The sequence below is a fragment of the Niallia circulans genome, assembly GCF_007273535.1.
Taxonomy (GTDB): domain Bacteria; phylum Bacillota; class Bacilli; order Bacillales; family Cytobacillaceae; genus Niallia; species Niallia circulans_B.
Genome location: NZ_RIBP01000001.1, coordinates 1,350,457 through 1,371,902, shown reverse-complemented (window position 1 = coordinate 1,371,902; position 21,446 = coordinate 1,350,457). Strand labels below are relative to the sequence as shown.

The 21,446-nt window shown below is 34.9% G+C and carries 20 protein-coding genes and 1 pseudogene; 17 read left to right on the top strand and 4 right to left on the bottom strand.

The window, feature by feature from the left end:
- Nucleotides 1-119: 119 nt before the first annotated feature.
- A complete protein-coding gene (locus CEQ21_RS07605) occupies nt 120-569 on the bottom strand; it encodes a rhodanese-like domain-containing protein (protein ID WP_185763961.1) in 450 nt (149 codons plus the stop codon).
- A gap of 115 nt (nt 570-684) precedes the next feature.
- Here CEQ21_RS07605 and CEQ21_RS07600 point away from each other — a divergent pair, with 115 nt between their 5' ends.
- The 4 genes and pseudogenes from CEQ21_RS07600 to CEQ21_RS07585 all read left to right on the top strand — a co-directional run bounded on the left by CEQ21_RS07600 (nt 685) and on the right by CEQ21_RS07585 (nt 4,484).
- Entirely contained in the window at nt 685-1,566 is an 882-nt protein-coding gene (locus CEQ21_RS07600) for a LysR family transcriptional regulator (protein WP_185763960.1), read from the top strand.
- 253 nt (nt 1,567-1,819) lie between these two features.
- Nucleotides 1,820-2,218 carry an Rrf2 family transcriptional regulator gene (locus CEQ21_RS07595; protein ID WP_185763959.1) on the top strand — a complete coding sequence of 133 codons (399 nt, stop codon included), beginning with the start codon at nt 1,820-1,822 and terminating at the stop codon, nt 2,216-2,218.
- Between the two features lie 298 nt (nt 2,219-2,516).
- Complete coding sequence (locus tag CEQ21_RS07590; RefSeq protein ID WP_185763958.1) at nt 2,517-3,704, top strand: MFS transporter; 1,188 nt, start codon at nt 2,517-2,519, stop codon at nt 3,702-3,704.
- 576 nt (nt 3,705-4,280) lie between these two features.
- Nucleotides 4,281-4,484 (top strand): annotated as a pseudogene (locus CEQ21_RS07585) (zinc ribbon domain-containing protein).
- Between the two features lie 73 nt (nt 4,485-4,557).
- Here the strand turns inward: CEQ21_RS07585 and CEQ21_RS07580 are convergent.
- From CEQ21_RS07580 to CEQ21_RS07570, 3 genes are all read right to left on the bottom strand, one after another.
- Nucleotides 4,558-4,719, bottom strand: coding sequence for a hypothetical protein (locus tag CEQ21_RS07580; RefSeq protein WP_185763957.1), 162 nt, complete (start codon nt 4,717-4,719; stop codon nt 4,558-4,560).
- A 74-nt stretch (nt 4,720-4,793) separates the two neighbouring features.
- Nucleotides 4,794-5,036: a hypothetical protein gene (locus CEQ21_RS07575; protein ID WP_185763956.1), complete on the bottom strand. Its 243-nt coding sequence runs from the start codon at nt 5,034-5,036 to the stop codon at nt 4,794-4,796.
- Between the two features lie 434 nt (nt 5,037-5,470).
- Nucleotides 5,471-6,109 (bottom strand): DUF1232 domain-containing protein, encoded by a 639-nt coding sequence (locus CEQ21_RS07570; protein WP_185763955.1) that lies wholly within the window; start codon nt 6,107-6,109, stop codon nt 5,471-5,473.
- 192 nt (nt 6,110-6,301) lie between these two features.
- Between CEQ21_RS07570 and CEQ21_RS07565 the strand changes: the two genes are divergently transcribed.
- The 13 genes from CEQ21_RS07565 to CEQ21_RS07505 all read left to right on the top strand — a co-directional run bounded on the left by CEQ21_RS07565 (nt 6,302) and on the right by CEQ21_RS07505 (nt 21,421).
- Nucleotides 6,302-6,979 (top strand): zinc metallopeptidase, encoded by a 678-nt coding sequence (locus tag CEQ21_RS07565; protein WP_185763954.1) that lies wholly within the window; start codon nt 6,302-6,304, stop codon nt 6,977-6,979.
- A 116-nt stretch (nt 6,980-7,095) separates the two neighbouring features.
- Nucleotides 7,096-8,022: an LCP family protein gene (locus CEQ21_RS07560; RefSeq protein WP_235907197.1), complete on the top strand. Its 927-nt coding sequence runs from the start codon at nt 7,096-7,098 to the stop codon at nt 8,020-8,022.
- 34 nt (nt 8,023-8,056) lie between these two features.
- Nucleotides 8,057-8,863 carry an undecaprenyl-diphosphate phosphatase gene (locus CEQ21_RS07555; RefSeq protein ID WP_185763953.1) on the top strand — a complete coding sequence of 269 codons (807 nt, stop codon included), beginning with the start codon at nt 8,057-8,059 and terminating at the stop codon, nt 8,861-8,863.
- A gap of 248 nt (nt 8,864-9,111) precedes the next feature.
- Nucleotides 9,112-9,426 (top strand): alpha-helical endospore appendage domain-containing protein, encoded by a 315-nt coding sequence (locus CEQ21_RS07550; RefSeq protein WP_185763952.1) that lies wholly within the window; start codon nt 9,112-9,114, stop codon nt 9,424-9,426.
- A 594-nt stretch (nt 9,427-10,020) separates the two neighbouring features.
- On the top strand, nt 10,021-10,464 hold the full coding sequence (locus CEQ21_RS07545) for a hypothetical protein (protein ID WP_185763951.1): 444 nt from the start codon (nt 10,021-10,023) through the stop codon (nt 10,462-10,464).
- Between the two features lie 251 nt (nt 10,465-10,715).
- Entirely contained in the window at nt 10,716-11,555 is an 840-nt protein-coding gene (licT, locus tag CEQ21_RS07540) for a BglG family transcription antiterminator LicT (protein WP_185763950.1), read from the top strand.
- Between the two features lie 128 nt (nt 11,556-11,683).
- Entirely contained in the window at nt 11,684-13,534 is a 1,851-nt protein-coding gene (locus CEQ21_RS07535) for a beta-glucoside-specific PTS transporter subunit IIABC (protein WP_185763949.1), read from the top strand.
- Between the two features lie 34 nt (nt 13,535-13,568).
- A complete protein-coding gene (locus CEQ21_RS07530) occupies nt 13,569-15,041 on the top strand; it encodes a glycoside hydrolase family 1 protein (protein WP_213087331.1) in 1,473 nt (490 codons plus the stop codon).
- A gap of 86 nt (nt 15,042-15,127) precedes the next feature.
- Nucleotides 15,128-16,018, top strand: coding sequence for a DMT family transporter (locus CEQ21_RS07525; protein ID WP_185763948.1), 891 nt, complete (start codon nt 15,128-15,130; stop codon nt 16,016-16,018).
- A 217-nt stretch (nt 16,019-16,235) separates the two neighbouring features.
- A complete protein-coding gene (locus CEQ21_RS07520) occupies nt 16,236-16,856 on the top strand; it encodes a class I SAM-dependent methyltransferase (RefSeq protein ID WP_185763947.1) in 621 nt (206 codons plus the stop codon).
- 255 nt (nt 16,857-17,111) lie between these two features.
- Nucleotides 17,112-19,148 (top strand): penicillin-binding protein PBP4(5), encoded by a 2,037-nt coding sequence (locus tag CEQ21_RS07515; RefSeq protein ID WP_185763946.1) that lies wholly within the window; start codon nt 17,112-17,114, stop codon nt 19,146-19,148.
- A gap of 81 nt (nt 19,149-19,229) precedes the next feature.
- A complete protein-coding gene (locus tag CEQ21_RS07510; RefSeq protein ID WP_185763945.1) occupies nt 19,230-19,622 on the top strand; it encodes a BlaI/MecI/CopY family transcriptional regulator in 393 nt (130 codons plus the stop codon).
- Entirely contained in the window at nt 19,622-21,421 is a 1,800-nt protein-coding gene (locus CEQ21_RS07505; RefSeq protein ID WP_185763944.1) for a BlaR1 family beta-lactam sensor/signal transducer, read from the top strand. The genes CEQ21_RS07510 and CEQ21_RS07505 overlap by 1 nt, the downstream gene beginning before the upstream one ends.
- The last annotated feature ends 25 nt before the right edge of the window (nt 21,422-21,446 follow it).

Genomic DNA, 21,446 nt, shown 5'->3' with positions numbered 1-21,446 from the left:
GTTTAATATTGTAACAAGGTATATTTTTTTGTACGAAGGTTAGAGATACTTCATTAAAGTGCTAAAAAAGGTAGGAGCATTATTACTATTTGTTCTGCCAGCGATATATATCATACAGTTTACCGCTCAAATGACCAGTACATAGGAGCATTTTCGGCTAAAGTACCACTTACCTCCCCGCCTTCTTTCCTCCAGTATTCAAGTCCACCAATTAGTTCTTTTACCTGAAACCCTAATTTTGCAAGTTTGGCACATGCTCTTGTTGCACCATTACATGCAGGACCCCAGCAATAGACAACCATAACCTGATCCTTAGATAATTTTCCAACCGTTTTTTCTGATATTGTATTTCCAGGAAACGAGATTGCTTGGGAGATATGACATTCTTGATAAGCTTGCTCATCCCTAACATCAATAACTGTAATGCCTTTATACCCCTTTTTTAGGTCAATGAGTAAATCAGCAACATCTGCTTCAAAGGATAATTTACTCATAAAGTGCTCATAGGCAGCTTCTGTTTCACTTGGCTGGATATTCAAAGTCAACGAGTATTTTGGTTCTGTTTTCATGATATTTCCTCCCTTATTGTTCTCTTCTTCATTATAGGGTGGAAATAGTTTAACAACTTAGATAGTTATTGATATATACTATCAATAATATCGATAGTTATGGGAGGGGAAAGTGATGGAACTGTTATATTTCAAAACATTCGTTCAAGTTGTGAAGTGTGGGAATTATACTAAAGCCGCAACTGTTTTGGATTATGCACAATCCAGTATTACGACCCATATTCAAAAGCTTGAGGCCATGTATGGAGGAAAGCGTCTGTTAGAGAGACACGGAAAAGCAATGAAACTAACTCCTTCAGGCGAGGTTCTGTATAGTTATGCGGAGAAAATGCTGGCATTATTTGAAGAATCTCAGCAAATATTAAACAATCAAGAAGTCAAAACAATAAGAATTGGGACGATCGAATCGTTAGCAATTTACGAACTGCCCCATGTTTTAGCACAGTTTAAGAAAAAATATCCTAAAGTAATGGTACAAATTATTCCTGATACAGAAGCAGTGATAATAGAGAAACTTAATAATAAAGAACTTGATTTTGGGCTAATAATTGACAAACCGTTTATTTCTGAAAGAATTCAAAGTCTCTCTATAAAAAAACAAAAGATGAAAGTCATCGTGCCACCTGACCATACATACACAAAAAAACCATTTCTTACACTTGCCGATTTTAAAAACGAAACCATCATTCTGACAGAAGAAGGGTGTACATACAGAGCTTATTTATTGAACCAATTAGCACGAAATTATATTGATTTCACTTTATCAATGGAGTTAAGCAGTATAGAGACAATAAAGAAAGCTGTGCACAATAAATGGGGAATAGGCTTTTTGCCTGAATTCAGTATAGAGGGGCAGGATCAAGTAACTGGAATTCCCTTTCAGGATGAAGATTTCCATTTTTATAGTCAATTACTCTATCGGAAAAGCAGCTCGCAAGGACCAGTATTTCAATATTTGATAAATATTTTTACGCGTAAAGCAAATCACTCAGTATAGGCAGAGTATTTTATTAAATTTATTAGAGTAGTATAAGAGAAGTCTAATGATACTTTAAGGAAGGGGATCTCCTAATTTTTACGAGTTCTCCTTAGCGTATATTCCACAAAATTTCGATTTTTAAGCTTATCTAAAGTAAATACAACTGTAGGTAAAACTAACCTAAGAAAGGCTTTTACTTTTGCGTTCCTCTTGACAGATAAATTTAAACGAAGATATTATAGAGTCAATAAGTCTGTTATGAGGTGTTAGAATGAAATTTTCAAAAGCTACAAATTATGCTCTGCATACAACACTTGCTCTCGTTTCTGCTTCTTCCGTTAAACCAATTGGGGTTCAACAACTTGCGAAATCTCAGGATGTTTCAACAACATACCTTTCTAAAATCTTAACAAAGTTGGCGAAGGCCGGTATTATTGAGTCTGCTTCTGGTGCTCAAGGGGGATACCGATTAACGCGAAACAAAGACGAAATAACATTTTTAGATATAATTCATGCAATTGAAGGCACTTCTTCCATGTTTGAATGCGATTTTGTCCACGGAGACGAATGTCTCATTCAAGCAGAAATGAAAAATGCAGAGCAAAAAATGCTGCAGTATTTAAAAGAGACTAAAATTGTTGACATTGCGCACAAACAGTCAATAAAATAATTGGCAAAATCTCAGTGAAATACATTCCTCCTTAGATTAAAGGTATGAAAATCGATATTGTATCTGTTATGAATTGAGGAGTGCACGTTAATTAGGGATATAATGAGTCTTTAATGTATTAATTGAGGAGGTGATGAGTATATACTAGCAGATTAATAAATAAAGGGTAGGTAAGTGCACGTTAATTAAGGATATAAAGTGTCTTTAATATACTGTTTAAGTTGTTGTTGATTGTAAAGTAAGTGACATTGGTTAGGCAGGCCACTATTACATTTTTAAATAAGAGGGAGAAAATAAGATGAATCGTTTTGCAATTTTTTTGTTAGCACTGGGTGCTTTTGGTGTGGGAACTGGAGAGTTTGTTGTTTCTGGAATTTTAGAAATAGTTTCTGATGAACTAGATGTATCTATTTCTGTTGCGGGACAATTGGTCACTGTATATGCTTTATCACATGCATTTGGAGCATTAGTTCTTGTGATGCTGACCTCCAAATATGAGCGTAAGAAAATATTAACTTTTTCCATGATTATTTTTATTGTTGGAAATATTGTTGCGTTTTTAAGTTCCAGCTTTATTGTACTGGTTCTTTCTCGTATCGTTATGGCAATGAGTGGCGGTTTATACTTTGTCGTAGCAACCAATTATGCGGCTAAACTCGCCTTACCTGAAAAGCAAGGGAGTGCGATTGCCACTATAATAACTGGTTTCACTGTTTCTTTAGTACTAGGAGTACCGATTGGAACATTTATTGCTACCTATATTGATTGGCGTTATATTTTTCTATTTATCGCGGCAGTAACGCTAGTTAGCTTACTATTATTGGCTAAATTGCTTCCGAAACTCGCAGGCAATAGCACTATTTCATTAAAACAACAATTAATATTAGTTGGAGATAAACAAATAATTAGCAGTTTATGTACAACAGTATTTTGGATTCTTGGATATACAATGGTGTTTGCTTATATTGCACCATTATTAAGTAACTTAGGTGGTTTTTCTACAGAACAAATAAGTACTGCCTTGTTTGTCCTTGGTGTGTTTGCGTTTATTGGATCCCGTATTGGTGGATATGCAGTCGATAAACGGGGGCCAGTCCGAGCTATTTCTCTGAGTTTAATACTTCATTCCATAATATTAATCGTGTTTACTTCAGTTGCAACCTCAATGATTGGAATACTTATCGCACTTATGATTTGGGGAGCATCAGCGTGGATAACTACGCCAGCCAACCAATTTTATTTAATTTCACTAAAACCACAATCATCAGAAATTGTACTAAGCTTTAATACAGCACTAATGAATATTGGTATGACATTAGGAGCATTAATAGGAGGACTAGTGATTAAGTATACCTCCGTCATAAATTTAGGATGGATTGGCGGAGTTACCGTATTAATAGCATTATTAACAGCAGTTAATTCATTTAGAATCGGAAAATCGAAAAAAACCATGCATGATATGCATGGAAAAGGTGTAGGCAATTAATTAATCATTAAAGCACTTGCAAAGAGTTATGCGAAAACTTATATTGTTTAGGTTGTTTAACAGCACCCACTAGCATTGTTATAGTTTTCGTATGTTCTATCCAATAACTGATAAGCACCATACAAAGCTTTTTAGCTATTATTGTCCTATTTTTCGCTATAAAGGTAAGTTATCATAAATATTTGTGCAGAATGAGAGGGAATACATCCTAATTATTTGGACAGAAGAAGTGTCAATTGTAACAGGAAAAGAGTATTTACCTAACTAGAAAAAAGTGAATACCCAATTGTACTATATTTTTCTATTTAGAACTTCTTTATAATTAAGCTATACATAATTTTAATTTGATCTGGGATGGGACGATGCTTATCGAAAGGAAAAGATAAATGAAAAATAAAATAATTTATGGAATTGTTTATGCTGGTTCGGTTTTGGCAGGGGTCATCTTATTTTTCGCTGAGAGGAGATATAGTAAGGAACGAAAGAACAATAAAGAATCATAATTTCACCCGAAACCTTTTCGAGTTTCCTCCGTACTATATTTAAATACTTGAACTTGTTAGAGAGGGATTAATAATGACAAATAAAGGTTGTCTAAAATGTGGAAGCAAAGATGCTGACAAATAGGAAGTTGCAATGACGGGAACAGGGTTATCTAAGATGTTTGATATACAACATAATACGTTTATCGTGGTGTATTGTAAAAAATGTGGTTATTCGGAGTTTTATAATAAACAAACTTCTGGTGCATCAAACATACTTGATTTATTCTTCGGTTAATAAGTAATGGTAATTTCTAAATCTATTGTTAAATGTATGGCGATTACAGAGGAAATTAACGCAGGCACTTATATCAGGTTAGTTTCCTTTTTATTTGTGATAGGGAAACTAATTGTACCTCGAAAAAGTTAGTAATTTTATTTTGTTCTTTTAACTCAGCAAACCCACTTGAATACACATAAAGAATTTCATACTCTTTCATTTGAAATAAAACAATATCGCCTTTTTTTAGCATGAAATTCCTCCCTTATATTTTCGAGCTCCCTTAAATCGCAATTTATATATATAACAGGAAGCCCATACTCCATTTTACTCGTGTATTCCTTTGTTTTTAATAACTTCTTCATAAAACCAATTATTCCAGAATTTCCACTTCATTACTTCTAAGGCCAAGTGTATGACGGCAAGATAGGAAATATATAATAAAATTTGATGAAACATGGTTATTTCCTGGAAGTGTGCGTTGTATTCGCCACGATACCAATAAAGAATCAATGCAAGTAGCCCTAATCTTAATAATAATTTCCATGTTATATATTTTTGCAGTTTCATTTTTGCTTACCTCTTCCGTTATGTAAAAGTTATCTCTAAGGTGACCTTATGACTCCAGAAAAATAGATGATCATTTTAAACTGATACAGGCATACCCCTTTTTTATTACAACGGTCGCCCATATCTAAGTGATTATCCTATTTGTATATCACATATTATAACTTTTAAAAACAAATAATTCATCCTCTGGCAAGCGACCGCACTTCTTTTCTTCTGCATTTATCCGAAATAATGGGCCAATCCTTGTCTGATTAGCTTAATCCAGCCAAAGAATGAAATCCAAAGTATGATTCCTACTAACAGAATGTAATTAATAAAATAATTTCGCATTTTATACTCCTATACGATAATGCACGACAGATATACCCCAAGCCTATGGATGTTGCATAACAGGATATTATCTAAACTGTTAATAATGAATGTATTCTAATTCATTATAATTTTGATATTTTATCGAGAATGATATTAATAGCTATAGCATCATCAAGGTATCCAACTGGAATTAAATAATCTGGAATAACATCTATTGTGCTAACAAAATACAACAGTCCGCTCCCGATTAATATAAGTTGAGCCGGAGTTCCTTTTTTGTATTTTAATCGGTTATATAAATCCTCCAACTGCTTTATAAAAGGACCTTCACCGCCCAAATTTTTAACTTTTTTCTTAAATTGACTAAATAAATTCTTATGGTCAATTTGTGATTCAAACTGATTTTTATAACCAATTAATTGGTCTTCTACTTTTTCCACTTTAAAGTCATCACTATATAAATTAATCATATTTTGGATCACATCTATTTTCGAATGCAGATCAAAATGAGTCTCGGCTTGACTGGATTTTTCTGTGTAGCCTGCTGCAGTAAATAATTCATAGACAGGTATCTTGAGAGAATCAGAAATTGCTTGCAGATGTTGTGGTGTTGCCCTGCGCTTTCCATTAATGATTCTTGAGATGGTTGCTTTATCAATATTTGTTTCTATGCTTAGCCTGCCCATTGAAATATTTTGATTTTCTAGTGTCATCTTTAAAAGTTGTCCGAGTTTATTTTCACTCATATCCTTACTCGTCATTGAAATTCAGCCTCCGTTTTTCACAATTGAAATATACTCTAATGTTGACAAGATGTCAACGGTTATACTAAGCTGATACTAGTTTAATATTTAATTACAGAGATAACAAGAAAAGCGTAATATTTACGATTTATTTAGCAGTTTTATTTAAAGATTAGTATTTACATACTTTTACGCAGAAGGGGAAGGAAAATGTTATTCGTTTTTTTTATTATCATATTGATTGTACCTATATGGGCACAATTGAGAGTGAAGGGAACTTACAAAAAGTATGCAAAAATAAACTCGTCTTCGAGCTTAACAGGCAGAGAAGCTGCAAGGAAAATCTTGGACGCAAATGGATTATTCGATGTTCATGTTGAAGAAACACATGGAGTGCTTTCCGACCATTATGATCCGCAAGCAAAAGTAGTCCGATTATCCAGTGAGAATTATCATGGGCATTCGTTAGCGGCTGCCGCAATTGCAGCACATGAGGTGGGCCATGCTCTTCAAGATCAACAGGCTTATTCCTTTTTACGCATAAGGCATGCATTAGTCCCTGTTGCAAATATTGGGAGTAACTTTTCATGGATTTTAATCATGATAGGTATAATTGCAGGATTAACTAACTTTTTATTATTAGGCATTATCTTTATGGCAGCAGCTGTTTTGTTTCAGTTTGTTACATTGCCTGTTGAATTCAATGCATCCAACCGAGCAATGGATGAAGTGGTTTCACTTGGAATCATTAATAATGAAGAAGAACGACAAACAAAAAAAGTGTTGAACGCAGCAGCGTTAACATATGTGGCAGCAGCTGCGGTTGCGGTGTTAGAGCTGATCCGGTTAATTCTTATTTATACTGGAATGCAAAGAAACGAAGATTAATGGATTCTTTGCCATGGTAAACAAAGGATTTATCTTTGGGAATGTGCCACTACATAAAGTGGAAACTGTTTTTTAAAAATCAATTTATTACTCGAAATATTAGAAGGTGGAGCTATTTGGAAAAGAGAAATTCAATAAAAAGGAAACGAAAGGGATTACGGTATTTCCTATCTGCCGTAGTGTTGCTGATGATTGTTATTGTTGCATTTGGTGTTTATCAATTTAGAAGTGGAGTATTAGAGTCTTCTAAGGATGTAAACTTAAAAGGGCATAAGGATTATGATTTTCTGCCTACAGAACCTCAATTAGGAGAAATAAATATATTATTGATTGGCAGTGACTCAAGAGGAGAAGAACATGCCCGTTCTGATACTTTAATGGTTGCTCATTATAATTCTAATAATAACAAAATAAAACTAGCCTCGATAATGAGAGATACATATGTTGAAGTACCAGAGCATGGGCTTCAAAAAATTAACTCAGCATTTGCATTTGGCGGTCCCGAATTGGTGAGAAAAACATTGAAGGAAAACTTTGATTTAGATATTAATTACTATGCAATAGTTGATTTCACTGGTTTTTCTAAGTTAGTAGACATTATTGCTCCAGATGGGATACAGGTCGATATTCCATATGAAATGTCGTATGGAATTGGAACGGTTTTAAAACCAGGTAATCAAGTACTCCACGGACAAGATTTGTTGGGATATGTCCGTTTTCGCCATGATAGATTAAGTGATTTTGGCCGTGTCGCAAGACAGCAGGAAGTGATGTCAAAGCTTAAGGAAGAAGCAATATCAGTTCATAGTATTTATAACCTGCCAAAAATCATTGGGCTCTCAACACCTTATATCGATACAAACTTAGATACTCAATCATTATTGTCATTGAGCAAAGGGCTAATTATGAATGGCTCAGAAGGATTGGAAAGTTTAAGAATCCCTGTTCAAGATTCTTATGAAAATGATGTAGTGAATGTAGGAGCTGTTTTAAAAACAGATTTAGATATGAATAAAGATGCTATTAAATCCTTTTTTAATTAGAACGAATAATACTTAAGGAGATATAACAAAGAAAATGGATATAATCTTAATCATTAAAATGATCATTATCGGATTAGTACAAGGATTTACTGAGCCGATTCCTGTTTCCTCAAGCGGACACGTTATGATAGCCAGTCAAATTTTAGGTTTGGGAGAACAGGGCTTTACTTTTGCGATTTTAACGAATACAGCTTCCTTGCTGGCAATCCTATTTATCTATCGAAAAGATATTATAAGACTAGCATTTAATATGCTTCAGTACTTAAAGACAAAAGATAATAAATATAAAAGCGATTTTCGGTTTGTTTGCTTTATCATTATCGGTACGATTCCAGCAGGAGTCCTAGGCGTGTTGTTAAGTGATTTTATTGCTGCAAATGTAAGCATGACTACTATTGCTATCATGCTGTTTGTCACAGGAATTGCTCTGTTTCTCATTAGAAATATGAACGGAGTTAAGGGAGAGGCTGATATTACAGCTAAAGATGCCTTTATTGTGGGCTTAGGGCAGGCGATTGCCTTGACTCCTGGAATAAGCCGTTCAGGTGCAACCATTATTTCAAGTATTGCGGTAGGGATAAAACAGGAAACAGCACTTCGATTTTCCTTTTTATTGTATATTCCCGTTAGTCTTGGTGGAGTTATCCTCGGATTCTCTGACTTTCTTGGAGAACCAAATAAAGCTGAATTAGCCTTACCTTACTTATCAGCATTTATTGCAACGCTTATCATGAGTTATCTTGCCATGAAGTGGTTTATGGGAATTATGAAAAAAGGTAAGCTTGTGTATTTTACTTACTATTGTTTTATCGTCGGAGCTTTATTGTTAATATTCTTTTAATTGACTTATTTTGAACAGCTGCTTTTCGGCAGCTATTTTTTTGTTGAAAAGTGAATTTTACGTTAAATATATATAAAATACCATGCAAAAACAAAAAACAGGAAATAACACCTAGAACACGCAAAGGCTTAAATGACAAGTAGCTTCTAAATACGAAACATAATCCTATTATCCTAGGGCAATTGCCCATCCCAAATAAATTTATAAAGCATACAATTACAGGGTACAAAAAATGAGAGGTGGTTCATATGAGTTTACCAAATATACCTGCAATTCCAAATCTGCCTGACATTAGCCCTGAGAATGCTTTATCTTTAGTATTAGTCTCGATTGCATTAGAAGAGATCGGGCTTTCCCATATTATTAATGCAGAAGGGGAAAAAATCCAAGCGGCTATTTTTAGTGAAGGTACTAACCCAACTCCATACGATTTATTAGCTGTCAATCAAAGCGTGGAGAAAACGCTGCGCACTGTAGTCAAATCACAAATTGTTACGGAATTTAAGCTTCAAGAAGTGCTTGAAGCATTAACTACATTAAATGGTGGATCCAAGACTCCTTAACAGGAAGTGACCTTGGACATAACTCTTAATAAACCCGGACGACTATGTGAAAAATTGCATAATCTCCGGGTTCTTTATTGTGGTAATTGGTAAGGCTTCAGCTTATCTGTTTATTTATTTAAGCGGATGCTGATGGAATGGTGCTGGGAAATCTACGGAACGGCTGAGGAGACTTCAGATACTTCCCTAAATAAGCGGGAGGATGAAGAATTGCAATCTGGTTTTAAAAGTCTCAGCCTCTTAGCATCTTTTTGCTTTTTTTATTTCTGCGTGCAAATAGATAGGAGCGGTTATTTGAAGAAAGATACCATTATGTATTATTAGAAGCCTGTATATTCATTTAATAAAATTGTTAATTATGTATTGGGTAACTAAATTATTTTTTCAAGGGAAATCGAACCGAATGTAGTTATATAGACCCGCAATTAATGGGGAATTTCACTTACATATTCCTATTGTTCAGCTAATTTATTTATTATGTTGTTATTTTAGCAACCTTCCTTTTTAAGCAGAGCAGACATCCTGTTCGTTTTATACAATTACTTGAAACTATATTCACTTTTCAAACGTAGTTAAATAAAAGGAGGATTTTAAGTGAAGAATAATTGGGTATCCTATTTATTAAAATTAATTTGGTTCATAGGTTTAGTCGCATTAGCCATTATAGCTTTTAATTTAGATAATCACATTCAACAATCTGCAAGTGAAACATTCAATTTACTACCTGTTATTTGGACTAAGCTGGTCATCTCAATAATATTTGGTCTATATATTTCACTTATTTTAGTAAAAAAATGGTCTTTTAAACTAAATTTCTCTTTATTATTGTGTGTTGCTATACCATGTCTAATCCTTTCATTTGCCTTTCCGATCTTAGCGAGTCTTTCCCTTGGTGGGCATTTGCCGGAAATACTTGAAAGTTCCTCCATTTCATTTGAACTACAAAAAATATTTTCGATGAATGTTGTTGGAATTATTGCAGGATTGTCCTTAATTCTCAGCCTTTTTAATGCTCAATCAGGTAAAGTGGAGGATTAAAATAAAGTATCACTGACAGCCTTATTACGGCTAACAGAGCAGCATGGCTATAGGGTTATTACATAAGTAAATACAAAATTCAAAAGAAAAGGTTTACATAAACCACGATGTATTGTATTATGGACTCAAGTAAATAAATTCAATTGAAGGTTGTTACTGATTATGCAGGCAAGACTTCAACAAATGCAGGGGATTAATGTCCTTTTATTTGTTGAAGTTTTGCCTTTTTACGTTTCATTGGAGGGAGTAATATGGTAATAAATCAAATTATCAATAATAATATTGCCATAAGTATTGATTCCCAAGGGGATGAAGTCATCCTAATTGGAAAAGGCCTGGCATTTAGCAAGAAAAAAGGAGATGAGATTGATAATAAGAAAATCGAAAAACGATTTTATTTAGAGGACAAAGGTTTATATGCTAAATTCAAAAAACTGCTACAAGAGGTATCTGTAGAGGAAATAGATATAGCGGACGATATTATTAGTTTAGCCCGAAGAGAATTACAGAAAGAGCTTAGTGAAAGTATCTATATTTCTTTACCTGATCACATTAGTTTAGCTGTCAATCGGATAAAAACTGGCCTAAATGTTAAAAATGGTTTGCTTTGGGAAATAAAAAAATTGTACAAAGAAGAATATTTGGTTGCTAAAAAGGCTGTACAATTAATAAATGAACGATTTAACATTGAACTTGGTGATGATGAGGCTGGATTTATTGCCTTTCACTTTGTAAATGCACAGCTAAACAGCGGAATGAACACGGTTGCAAAAATCACTAAATTTATTAGTGAGATTATCAATATTGTAACATACCAGTTAAAAATGACGATAGATGAAGAATCATTAAGTGGCTTTAGGTTTATTACTCACTTGAAATTTTTCGCAAATAGGATGTTTTCTCAAGAGGTTAATGAAAGCTCAGATGACCCCTTTTTATATGAAGTCGTCAAGGAAAGGTACGCTGCAGCATTTGAAATTGCTCAAAAAGTGAAGAGGCATATTAATTTGCAGTATTCATATAAAGTATCTGATATGGAAGTTACTTATCTTACCATTCATATTCAGCGCTTGTTAGAAAGGAAAAACTAAATATTATTATTCAAACTTGTTACTCTGCGGGAGGCTAGACTTGGATTTATACTCGAAACTCATGTTAAAGACATGAATTTTTAGTTGAATCCAAGTCTTTTTTTATTATTATCTGGAGGGCGTTATAGATGGATTTCCAAAAATTAGCGAAAGACATAGTGGAGCATATTGGCGGTCAAGAGAATATATCTGACCTTTATCATTGCGCTACAAGGTTGCGATTTACTTTAAAAAATGACAATAAAGCAAATAGAGATGCAATCGAAAAATTAGATGGTGTTATTACAGTTACAGAGAGTGGGGGCATGTTCCAGGTTGTTATCGGCAATAATGTGGCATCAGTACATGATGCCATTATCGATCAGACAGGTTTAGGTACGAAACAGCAAACAGCAGAAGATGGGAAAAAGGGTAACTTATTTGAGCGATTTATTGATTTGCTCTCAGGTATATTTAGCCCTGTGCTCGGATTATTAGCGGCTTCAGGTTTAATTAAAGGATTAAATTTTGTACTCGGAAAGTATGAAATTCTTGACCCAGCTGGAGGTACTTATAGAATTATTGCCGCTGCAGGAGACAGTTTTTATTATTTCATGCCAATTATTTTAGCCATAACGGCGGCAAGAAAGTTTAAAGTAAATCAGTTTATAGCCGTTGCTTTAGCAGGTGGCTTAATTTACCCAGATTTAGTTAATGCTCTTAACGCAAACGAGTCGCTTAGTTTCTTAGGAATTCCGGTTGTTTTAGCAAAATATAGCAGTACGGTAATCCCTATTATTATCGCGATTTGGATATTGAACTATGTGGAAGGCTTCTTCACAAAGTTTCTTCACGAAAGTATCCGTAACCTGTTAACGCCATTTTTCTGTTTGCTAATAATGCTGCCTTTAACCCTGCTTGCTATCGGCCCAGTTGCCATTTATACAAGTGGATTAATAGCATCAGGATATCTATTTATCTATAATTTAAGTCCAATTATTTCAGGTATCGTCTTAGGCGCTTGCTGGCAAATTCTCGTTATATTTGGTCTACATTGGGGATTTGTACCTGTCATGCTTAATAATATTACTGTCTATGGAAAAGACTCTATCAATGCTATGATTGGTCCTTCTGTTGCAGCTCAATCAGGAGCAGCTCTTGGCGTATTCTTTAAAACAAAAAATAAAAAACTAAAAAGCTTATCTCTCTCCGCGTTTTTTGCAGGGTTAATGGGTATAACGGAACCGGCTGTTTATGGGGTTACCTTAAAGCTGAAAAGACCATTTATAATTGCTTGTACGATGGGAGCAATTGGCGGAGGAATTGCTGGTGGATTTGGATCTGCAGCTATTGCTCAAGTACAAAAAAGTATCCTGACAATACCAGTAGTTGCTCATGGTATGACTGGATATATTATTGCTTATTTCTTTGCTTTAATAGGTTCTTGTATTCTAACTATTTTAATCGGTTTTAAAGATGAAGCAAGCGAAGAAGATGTGAAAAAAACAGATGAATCAGCTGTAACTGTAGAGAATGCAATGATAAAAAGAGAAAGTATTATCAGTCCGCTCTCAGGTTATGCCAAGCCATTGGAAGAAATAAGTGATCCTGTCTTTGCAGGTGGAGCGATGGGGAAAGGAATTGCTGTCATACCTGAAGACGGCAAAGTTTACTCACCTGTTGATGGAACAGTAACCTTGGCCTTCCCAACAAAACATGCATATGGGCTTACATCCACTGCTGGGGGAGAAATCCTCATTCATATTGGCTTAGATACCGTTAAATTAAACGGAGAAGGTTTTACTAGTTTTGTTGAGACAGGAGCAAAGGTGAAAAAAGGAGATTTAATTGCAGAGTTCGATATTCAGATGTTAAAAGAACTTGGCTATGATATAACAACACCAATTGTTGTCACAAATTCAGATAAATATTTAGATATTCTTCCTTTAAAGAAAAACCAAATCATACATGGGGAAGAGGCATTATCTTTATTATTATAAAAATAGACTAAAAAATATAGGAGGCTATTAAAGTATGTTTAATATGAAAAAAACATTTCCAGAAAATTTTTTATGGGGTGGCGCTACAGCTGCAATGCAAGTAGAGGGGGCAAGTGAAGTTGGCGGGAAAGGCCTGTCTGTTTCGGATGTATATATATTTGATGAGAACATGCCAAAAGAGCAGTGGACAGATCAGTGGCATATGATGACCCACAAGCAGGTAGAAGAGGCACAAGACCCGCATAGTCCAAAATACTATCCAAAAAGGCATGGAGTAGATTTCTATCATCACTATAAGGAAGATATTGCTTTGTTCGCAGAAATGGGCTTTAAAGTGTACAGAATGTCGATCGCCTGGACACGCATTTTCCCAAAAGGAGATGAGTTAGAACCAAATGAGGCTGGCTTGGCATTCTATGACCGTGTTTTTGATGAATTAAATAAGCATGGCATTGAGCCACTCGTTTCTCTTTCTCATTATGAAATGCCTCTTTATCTTGCAACAGAATATGGAGGCTGGGTAAACCGAAAATTAATTGAGTTTTATACTCGTTTTGCCTCAACGGTTTTTGAGCGCTATAAAGATAAGGTCAAATATTGGGTTCCATTCAATGAAATCAATTGTGTAAAGCATCATCCGTTTGTAAGTGTCGGAGTTGTCGAGGAAAACCATCCCCATATCGAACAAGCAAAATATCAAGGCGCACATCATCAATTTATTGCTAGTGCATTGGCAAAAAAAGCATGTCTAGAAAGCAATCCTGATGCAAAAATAGGATGCATGATCAGTTATCAGCTTCTAGTGCCATACAGCTGTGACCCAGATGATATTCAAAAAACAGTTGAAAAACAGCGAGAGTCCTTATTCTTTACTGATGTGTTAGCGAGAGGTTACTACCCTGGTTATACAGCAAGAATGCTGGCTGATAAGAATGTTGTCCTTGAAACAGAGGCTTCAGATGAACAGATTATCCGTGATTACCCGGTGGATTTTATTTCCTTTAGCTACTATATGTCTAGTGCAGTTAGTGCCCATCCTGAAAATCTTGAAGGAGCTGTTGGGAACTTAATAACTGGCGGTATTAAAAACCCTTATTTGCCGACAAGTGATTGGGGATGGCAAATTGACCCTAAGGGCTTACGTACTGCTTTAAACCAATTATTTGATCGCTATCAAAAGCCATTATTTATTGCCGAAAATGGACTAGGAGCAGTGGATGAATTGGAGGAAGGCGACGTTATTAATGATGATTATCGCATTTCTTATTTAAGAGATCATATTCTACAAATAAAAGAGGCCATCACAGATGGTGTAGATGTATTCGGATATACAAGCTGGGGCTGTATTGATATGATAAGCGCTTCAACTAGCCAAATGTCTAAACGCTACGGGTACATTTATGTTGATCAAGATGATATAGGCAGAGGATCAAAGCGCCGTATAAAAAAGAAATCCTTTGATTGGTACAAAAAAGTAATTTCAAGTAATGGAGAGCAATTAGATTAATTATCATTTTGTGTTCAAAAAGGGCCATTTTAGGTCCTTTTTGTCATAGCAATTCATAAGGATAATAGACTTGGAGGATATAGGTCATGAAGGGTATTATGCTTTTCTTATGTTTAATTTGGGGATTTAATTTTGTAATCATGAAAATGGGCAATGACTTATTTCCGCCAGTATTGTTTGCAGCGTATCGTTTCCTTCTGGGCACCATCGTGCTGTTTGGATTAACTCTCTTAAAAAAAACACCTATGCCAGCAAAAGGGCAGCTTAAATGGTATATACTATGTGGACTGCTGCAGACAACATACTTCAATATCGCTATCCAAATTTCATTGAATTACATAAATGCAGGGCTTACTTCTGTATTAACATATAGCATGCCACTGTTTTTATCTGTTTTCGCCCATTACTTCATTCCTGGCGAAAAACTAAATTTCAACAAAACGATTGGAATATTAATCGGCATAATAGGCTTGTTTCTAGCAATGGATATACACCTTGGAGCAACAATCTGGGCACCGATTCTCGCTTTAAGTTCCGCAATAACGTGGGCTTTATCCAGCTTGATTTTTAAGAAAAAATTACAAGGCTGTGATAATGTCCAGTTTACAACGTGGCAGATGGGGGCCGGAGCAGCAGGGCTGTTTCTTTATTCCTTTTGTTTTGAGAATGGAACAGTAGATTGGAGTCCTATGGCCGTATTGTATCTATTATATTCTGGTGTTTTAGCTTCTGCATTAGCTTTTGTTTTATGGTCTAATGTCCTCTCTAAAACAGAAGCTAGTAAAGCATCTGTTTCTTTACTGATTGTTCCTGTTGTTGGTACTTTATCAGGATTTTTATTTCTTAATGAGGAGCTTAAAGTGATTACATTGCTGGGAATATCTTTCGTTCTTTTTGGTATCTGGTTAGTTAATTTGCCAGGTGAGAGCCGTGTTACCTTATCTAGCCCACTAGCATCAACAGATAAAAAGAATTGAGTAGTGAAATGAATAAAGTAGATTAAAAAACAGTATGTCTCTAACAGGCATACTATTTTTTTACTTAAAGAACTCAATAGAATAGGTAAAAAGAACACTTAATGAATAATTATTTACAAAATCGCTAACACCTATTATAGTTATTAAAGAGTCGTTTTATCGTTAATTGGAATATAGCTGTTCAAGTATTCAAACTAAAAACAAAAGGAGAGAGATAATGGAATTCTGGGAATCGAGCTTTCTTGAAAAACAAACGATGTGGGGATTTGATCCAACAGACTCAGCAATCTTAACGAAGGACTTTTTTCTCGAAAAAGGTATGAAGGATATACTGATACCAGGAATTGGCTATGGCCGAAATGCAAAGGTATTTATGGAAAACGGCATAAATGTAACAGGTATTGAAATCTCAAAAACAGCGATTGAACTGGCGCAGAAAAATGGGCTCGATATTAACATCTTTCATGGTTCAGTTAATGATATGCCTTTTGAAAATAAGCTTTATGATGGAATATTTAGCCATGGACTTATCCACTTATTAAACAAACAGGAGAGAGAAAAGTTTATTAGCGATTGTTATAACCAGTTAAAACCAGACGGCTATATGATTTTTACAACTGTATCACAAGATGCGCCAATGTTTGGCAAAGGCAAACAAATAGATAAAGATTATTTTGAAATCATGGAAGGCTTAAAAATGTTCTTTTATGATGCTGATAGTGTAAAACGAGAGTTTGGTGAATATGGACTGACAGAGTTTTCAACCATAGACGAACCTAATAAGCACCATGAAAACGCACCGTCGATTAACTTTATTGTGATTAAGTGTAAGAAGTAAGTGTATGGGGCATCTTCTTGAAGAGGATGCTTTTTTACAAACTTGAATCTGTAATATGTGCGGTAGGAACTATGTATGGTGAATTTCTTTCGTTGAATAAAATAACCTGTGCTGCTCAGTAATTCTTACGCATATTTCCAAAGATAATTTGCCTTAGCAAAAAAATGTGCTATAATTTCCTAAATACTACAAGTGTAGTTCTGAATGAAATACTACGCATGTAGTATAAAACTATATGAAATGAAGTGATATAAGTTGAATAGTAGAGTTGAGAACAACAGACGAAGATTCAAGCCTTTACTATTATTGTTAGTCGTTATTGTAATTGTGGGCGGAGCCACGGCTTCCTACCTATTAATCAAAAAGAATGATAAAGCACTATTTGCTGATGCCGCAGATGATTTTATTCGGATTTTAGAAAATAGAGATTATAAGAACTTAGGCAAGGTCTTGGATGAGGAGTCGTATAAGTCCTTAAAATATACGTTAGCGGAGGTCGAACAAAAGTATGATCGCATATTTAATGGGATTAATATAACGGATATTCATGCTTCTCACGTTTCATTAGAAAAGGTGAACACCAATCTTTATGGATTAAGTTATCAACTAAGCTTTACTACGCCATTAGGAGCATTAGAAAAGCTGGAATATAAAACAGAAATGACGAAGAAAGATGATAAATATTTAGTGAAATGGGAACCTGCGTTAATTTTTCCTGGTATGGAAGGTAAAGATAAAATTTCGTATCAATTACTGAAAGCAGAACGGGGAGAAATTCAAGATCATTTAGGCAATGGTCTGGCGATAAATGAAAATTTTAAGTCGATGGGTGTTGTTCCGAAAGAATTAGGTGCGGGCAATGTAAAGGAGGCAAATCTCCAAAAAATCAGTCAACAATTTGATCTAACGATAGAAGAGATAAATAAAAAACTAAATCAAAGCTGGGTCACAGATGAGCTGTTTGTCCCTTTAAAAACAATCGAAGCAAATAAAGCAACAGAACTTCCGGGAGTATCCTATCAGAATATAAAGCTGCGATATTATCCTTTAAAGGAAGCAGCAGCTAATTTAATTGGTTATATTGGAAATGTAACGAAAGAGGATATCGAAAAACACCCAAATTTAGTTGATGGCGATATCATTGGAAAAGCAGGATTGGAAAAGGCTTTTGATAAGCGACTGCGCGGCAAGGATGGCGGAGAAATATGGATTGTTGATGAAGAAGGCGACAATAAACAGGAAATTCAAACTGTGGATAAAGCGGATGGCGAAGATATACAGCTGACAATAGATTCCTATATTCAATCAGAAGCATTTGAGCATCTGCAAGGTAATTCTGGTTCGACAGTTGTAATGAACCCTAAAGAAGGCGGGCTTTTTGCTTTAGTTAGTTCCCCTTCCTATGATCCTAATAAAATGGTTCAAGGGATTTCTCAACAGGATTATGATCAATATGCAAATAACGATAAAAAGCCATTTATTTCAAGGTTTGCTGTTGGATATGCGCCTGGATCTACCTTTAAAACGATAACTGCTAGCATTGGGCTTGATACTAAGGTGACGTATCCAGATAAACAAAGAACTATAAATGGACGAAGCTGGCAAAAGGATGGGAGCTGGGGCGGTTATTCAGTGACGCGTGTTTCAGATGTACAAAAAGTCGATATGAAAAAGGCTTTAATCTATTCGGATAATATTTATTTTGCCCAAGAGGCGCTTGAATTCGGGGAAGACGTGTTTAGAAATGGCTTAAAGCAGTTTATCTTTGGGGAGGAGTTGGATTTGCCAATTGCCATGAATCCGGCACAAATCTCAAAAGAAAGTACATTTAACTCAGAAATTCTCCTGGCAGATACAGCATACGGTCAAGGCGAATTATTGATAAATCCTATTCAGCAGGCTGCGATGTATACTGTTTTTCAAAATGAAGGGAATATCGTTTATCCAATGTTGGTTAAAAGTAAAGACGGCCCCAAAACAAAATCAGCTATTACAAAGGCAACAGCTGATGAAATGAAAAAAAGTTTAATAGAGGTTGTCAGTAATCCAAATGGAACAGCCCATCTCCTATATAACCAACAGTATCAGCTAGCTGCAAAGACGGGAACAGCAGAATTAAAATTGAAACAAGGGGAAAAGGGGAATGAAAATAGTTTCTTACTTGCCTTTGATACAGAGCAAGATAATTTTCTTATGCTTTCACTTGTTGAAAATTATCAACAAGGAAGCTCAGCAACTCAGTTGAATAAATCATTCATAGATAAGCTGTATGTATATTTTGGAATGCAGTAATTGGTATTAGGTGTATACTTTAAGCAATGAAGCCTTCATGCTATAATAAATACTACAATTGTAAAAGTAGGAGGTTTCACCATGACGAAGAGTCCCCAAATATCAGAAGCAGAATATGAAGTTATGAATATTGTATGGAAATATGAGCCCATCTCAACACCTGAGGTAGTCGAGAAGCTGTCATCTGCAGAGTTTGACTGGAAACCGAATACTATTCATACGATGCTCGCACGTCTTGTTAAGAAAAAGGCACTGCACGCAAGAAAAAATGGCAGAGTGTTTATTTATACATCACTAATTGAAAAGCACGATTATATAGAGCAAAAAAGCAAAACCTTTCTTCAACAATTTTTCGATGGCACATTAAATTCAATGGTATTAAATTTCATTGAAAACGATAAGTTGTCTAATGAAGATATTTCTGAATTACAGAAAATACTATCACAGAGAGAGAAAGAGGGAGGGGAAAAATAATGGATATCGTTGTACAACGGCTTTTGCTTAATACAATAGCGTTATCCCTCCTAATTGTTATTATTCTCTTGATGAAAAAGGCATTAACTAAACATATGTCAGTTAAAACGCATTATAAAATTTGGTTTTTTCTGTTTGTCCCTCTTTTTGTTTCCACTTTACCATGGAATTATTTAGGGTTAGGTGAAGGAATACAATATATAAAAAACTTGCTGACGTTTACTGGTAAAACAGCAGCTCAGAATGAGTACAAAAGTGGTGGCCTAACAGAGTCAAATGGTGCTAATACAGATTTAATCCGTGATTTTTCCGTATCTGTGCACAACTCAACACCAGAATATATTTACCAGCTCATATGTGCTGTTTGGATAATAGGCATGGTTCTTTGCCTTGCAATACTGATATATTCAAACTATCAGCTTCATAAACTACAAAAGTCTGCTGTTTTTATTAAGAACATTAAAGTAAATCTATTATTAGAAGAGTGCAAAGAGGTTGTTGGGATTAAAAGAAATATTATCCTTAAAGAAACACCTTTTATTACCACACCAATTACGTTTGGTATTTTCAAGCCTTATATTTTAGTACCATCAAACTTACAAACAGTATTTACTTTAAAGGATATTAAATATGTATTACTGCATGAGCTAACACATCATAAAAACAAAGATATGCTAGTTCATTATGTGATGTGGATTTTTCAAATCATATATTGGTTTAATCCATTTATATGGTATTCCTTAAAAAGGATCCGAATGGACCGCGAATTGGCTTGTGATGACTCTGTTCTAAATCTTTTAGATGAGAAGGGCTATCTTGAATATGGTCATACAATTATTCGATTTGCCCATAACAAACAGGAGAAGTCATTTGAATTGTTTGCCTCAGGAATTGGCGGAACTAATCAACAAATTAAACAAAGAATTCAAAGTATTGCTAACTTCTCTGAAGCATCTGCTTTATTGAAAATGAAAAGTAAGGTTATTTGTATGCTTTTAGGAATACTTGTACTCGTGATTACACCACTTACGACTGTATTGGCTACTTCTAATGATGTGTATCATTTTGATGGGAGGAATACAGCCTATGAGGACTTAAGTGCGTATTTTAAAGGTTATAAAGGGAGTTTTGTTTTATACGATGCAGACAATAGCCATTTTCAAATATACAATCGTATATTAAGTGAACAAAGGATTTCACCAGATAGCACGTATAAAATTTATTCTGGGTTATTTGCATTAGAATCAAATGCTATAGCAATAAATAACTCTGAACAGTATTGGAACGGGAGAAGCAACCCTTTTAAAGAGTGGGATAAAGATCATAACTTAACATCTGCCATGAGAAATTCAGTAAACTGGTATTTTCAAAATCTGGATCAAGAGGTAGGAGATAAACGCCTGCAAGCTTATTTCGATAAGGTCAACTATGGAAATAAGGACTTGTCTGGAGGTTTGGATACCTATTGGATGGAATCCTCTCTGAAAATATCACCGATTGAACAAGTGCTTTTATTGCAGGAGCTATCAGAAAATAAGTTTGGCTTCAAAGCAGAAAATGTTGAAGCAATAAAAGAAGCGATGTTAATTGATGACCAACAGGATAAGCAATTGTATGGAAAAACTGGTACTGGAACGATAAACGGGAATAATGTAAATGGCTGGTTTATTGGCTTTGTGAAAAAAGAAGGGCATAGTTACTATTTTGCAATTAATATCCAAAATCAGGGAACAGAAGCCAGTGGAAGTAAAGCTATGGAGATAGCCAAGCAAATTTTGAAGGATAAAAATATATATTGAATAGCAAGCCGAAAAGAATTCAGCG

Bases quoted from the DNA above. Each gene is read 5' to 3' on its own strand.
- CEQ21_RS07550 (WP_185763952.1), top strand. From the start codon at position 9,112: ATGAGTTTACCAAATATACCTGCAATTCCAAATCTGCCTGACATTAGC.
- CEQ21_RS07525 (WP_185763948.1), top strand. From the start codon at position 15,128: ATGAAGGGTATTATGCTTTTCTTATGTTTAATTTGGGGATTTAATTTT.
- CEQ21_RS07575 (WP_185763956.1), bottom strand. From the start codon at position 5,036: ATGAAACTGCAAAAATATATAACATGGAAATTATTATTAAGATTAGGG.
- CEQ21_RS07600 (WP_185763960.1), top strand. From the start codon at position 685: ATGGAACTGTTATATTTCAAAACATTCGTTCAAGTTGTGAAGTGTGGG.
- CEQ21_RS07570 (WP_185763955.1), bottom strand. From the start codon at position 6,109: ATGACGAGTAAGGATATGAGTGAAAATAAACTCGGACAACTTTTAAAG.
- CEQ21_RS07595 (WP_185763959.1), top strand. From the start codon at position 1,820: ATGAAATTTTCAAAAGCTACAAATTATGCTCTGCATACAACACTTGCT.
- CEQ21_RS07520 (WP_185763947.1), top strand. From the start codon at position 16,236: ATGGAATTCTGGGAATCGAGCTTTCTTGAAAAACAAACGATGTGGGGA.
- CEQ21_RS07605 (WP_185763961.1), bottom strand. From the start codon at position 569: ATGAAAACAGAACCAAAATACTCGTTGACTTTGAATATCCAGCCAAGT.
- CEQ21_RS07580 (WP_185763957.1), bottom strand. From the start codon at position 4,719: ATGCTAAAAAAAGGCGATATTGTTTTATTTCAAATGAAAGAGTATGAA.
- licT (WP_185763950.1), top strand. From the start codon at position 10,716: ATGGTAATAAATCAAATTATCAATAATAATATTGCCATAAGTATTGAT.
- CEQ21_RS07535 (WP_185763949.1), top strand. From the start codon at position 11,684: ATGGATTTCCAAAAATTAGCGAAAGACATAGTGGAGCATATTGGCGGT.
- CEQ21_RS07505 (WP_185763944.1), top strand. From the start codon at position 19,622: ATGGATATCGTTGTACAACGGCTTTTGCTTAATACAATAGCGTTATCC.
- CEQ21_RS07590 (WP_185763958.1), top strand. From the start codon at position 2,517: ATGAATCGTTTTGCAATTTTTTTGTTAGCACTGGGTGCTTTTGGTGTG.
- CEQ21_RS07530 (WP_213087331.1), top strand. From the start codon at position 13,569: ATGTTTAATATGAAAAAAACATTTCCAGAAAATTTTTTATGGGGTGGC.
- CEQ21_RS07555 (WP_185763953.1), top strand. From the start codon at position 8,057: ATGGATATAATCTTAATCATTAAAATGATCATTATCGGATTAGTACAA.
- CEQ21_RS07510 (WP_185763945.1), top strand. From the start codon at position 19,230: ATGACGAAGAGTCCCCAAATATCAGAAGCAGAATATGAAGTTATGAAT.
- CEQ21_RS07565 (WP_185763954.1), top strand. From the start codon at position 6,302: ATGTTATTCGTTTTTTTTATTATCATATTGATTGTACCTATATGGGCA.